Below are 2,033 nucleotides of genomic sequence, written 5' to 3'. Positions count from 1 at the left end.
TGTTTGGAGACAGCCAGTTTACCAGCACCCTGTCTGTCAACTTCCACTTCCCCAAGATCCCGCGAAGAACCTGAAAATAAGCCCAGCAGAACAGCCTGCGCCCAGATGGCCATAGACCGACTGGTGGCCCAATACGGCTCGCTGCACCAGTTGGACCGTCTCAATTGCAAGCCGGTTATCAATGAGACAGCTGACTGCGCTCGTTGACGCCCCACCGTCTCGCTCATCCACAAACAGCATAAAGGGCCAACCCTTCCAGGCTAGCCAACTATGCAGCCAAGAAGTCGCCTGCAACTGGCGGCGTCGTTGACTTGTGTGACGCGCTGCGCTTGGGGGCCAAGTGGTGGCACAAGACATTAACAACGTGGCTGACTTTGTGGCTAACGTTGCCAAGGGGTTACGCGCCCAATACTGCGTGGTGATCGAGCAGATCGTACAGGAGCTGCGTGGTTTGCCTTGCGCAGAGCTGACCGTTGAACCGGTGGCGAAGCAGTAGATCCTCTCGATCCGTTCCTTTGGGAAACGCGTGACTGACCGCAGGGAAATGGTTCAAGCGTTGTCAGAATTTATGGCTCGCGCAGCCGATAAGCTGCGTGCCGAGGGGATGTGTTGCCAGCGGGTGCACCTGTTAGTGCGAACCAGCCCGTTTGACGAACGAGCGCCTTACTACAGTGAGCAGGCCGGCGTTCGGCTAGTCAGCCCTAGCGATGACACCCCGTTGTTGCTGCAACAAGTGGGCGTGTTGCTACCGCAGATTTGGCGCGACGGTTACCGTTATCAGAAAGGAGGGGTCATGCTGAGTGAGTTCACTCCCAAGGGGCAGCAACAGGCCGATCTGTTTGCTCCGTCCTCCGCTCAATCTGATGCGCTGATGGCTGTGATGGACCAGATCAAAGCCAAGGGATTGGGACGCGTAGGCTTGGCCAGTCAAGGCACGGATTCTGGTACGACAACATGAGGTGTTGGTTATGGATTGGGACGCGTAGGCTTGGCCAGTCAAGGCACGGGGTCCGCCGATTGATGATGCGCCAAGAGCACCTGAGCCCCTGAGCCCCTGTTACAACTCCCGCTGGGAGGACCTCTGCCAGTGGCTAGGTAAGTGGATACAGTTATGTTCCTGCTGTTTGCTAGATGTGGTACCCCAAGCCCAAAAGCACAAAGGGGTAGCCTCGTAATGAAGCTAACTTTTTGTTTTATTTGGTGCCGGTAATAGGAGTCGAACCTACGACCTTCGCATTACGAAGTCAATAAACTCACGTTTAATCCTGTCTTGATAAATCCAACAAACAAATTCATTCACTTTAAATTCAATTGTTTAAGTATGCGACGAATTCACTCTTGTCCAACGACATACAACCCTATACGATGCCAAATGTGGTACCCCATGTGGTACCCCAAAACGAGGTTTTAGGATGATTTCTCAAGATCGACAAGTCGCGGCAGCAGAGCTTAAAGAAGGTGCAACCGCAACCCGATTTGCTATCAGCTCTAAACATGGTAACGGTTTATCACTCGAGGTTCGGGCCGGTAAGCAAAAACGCTTCGTGTATAGATTTAGGCTACTTGGCAAGCAACAAACCATGGTCCTTGGACTATACCCTGCGATGGGACTTGCTCAAGCTCGTGAGCGACATTGTGTTGCGGTGGGGCAAGTCAAACAGGGCATCGATCCCCGTCAGGTTGTTGCAGAGGCTAAACAAAAGAACGAACAGATGCTCGTGCTTGATGAACTGTTTGAGCAATGGCTTAGCCACAAAGCCAGCGTAAAACGTCGTGATGGCGTTCGATCAGAGATTAGCCTTCGAACAGTCACTGATTATCGTCGAATTTACCAAACACACTTGCAAAAGGTCCTTGGTAAATATCGAATTTGCGATATAACCATGGCTGTCCTCCACCAACATTATCAGAAGCTACAGAAGGTCTCTCTTGAAGGACTTCGTAAAGCAATGGGGACAGGGCGAGATCGTGAACGTTTTGAAGCAATGTTAAGAGGATTTGACCGACCGATCTGGGTGTGATCTTATACTCTC

General features: G+C 51.9%; 2 protein-coding genes and 1 pseudogene. All 3 read left to right on the top strand.

All coding sequences use genetic code 11. The annotated features are described in order from the left end of the window. Positions 1-544 precede the first annotated feature (544 nt). Positions 545-778 (top strand): annotated as a pseudogene (locus tag OKC30_RS20640) (DinB/UmuC family translesion DNA polymerase); the annotation flags it as partial. 15 nt (positions 779-793) lie between these two features. Then, positions 794-958, top strand: a complete 165-nt coding sequence (locus tag OKC30_RS20635; RefSeq protein WP_270809800.1) for a hypothetical protein — start codon at positions 794-796, stop codon at positions 956-958. 454 nt (positions 959-1,412) lie between these two features. Then, positions 1,413-2,021, top strand: a complete 609-nt coding sequence (locus OKC30_RS20630) for an integrase arm-type DNA-binding domain-containing protein (RefSeq protein WP_270809798.1) — start codon at positions 1,413-1,415, stop codon at positions 2,019-2,021. The last annotated feature ends 12 nt before the right edge of the window (positions 2,022-2,033 follow it).

This window comes from Aeromonas sp. QDB18, assembly GCF_027705325.1.
GTDB classification, from domain to species: domain Bacteria; phylum Pseudomonadota; class Gammaproteobacteria; order Enterobacterales; family Aeromonadaceae; genus Aeromonas; species Aeromonas caviae.
The sequence above is the reverse complement of the archived record's forward strand: the minus strand, read 5'-3'. Positions and strand labels throughout refer to the sequence as shown.

What these genes read in the sequence shown, in the direction of transcription:
- OKC30_RS20635 (WP_270809800.1), top strand. Translation starts at nt 794, where the DNA reads ATGCTGAGTGAGTTCACTCCCAAGGGGCAGCAACAGGCCGATCTGTTT.
- OKC30_RS20630 (WP_270809798.1), top strand. Translation starts at nt 1,413, where the DNA reads ATGATTTCTCAAGATCGACAAGTCGCGGCAGCAGAGCTTAAAGAAGGT.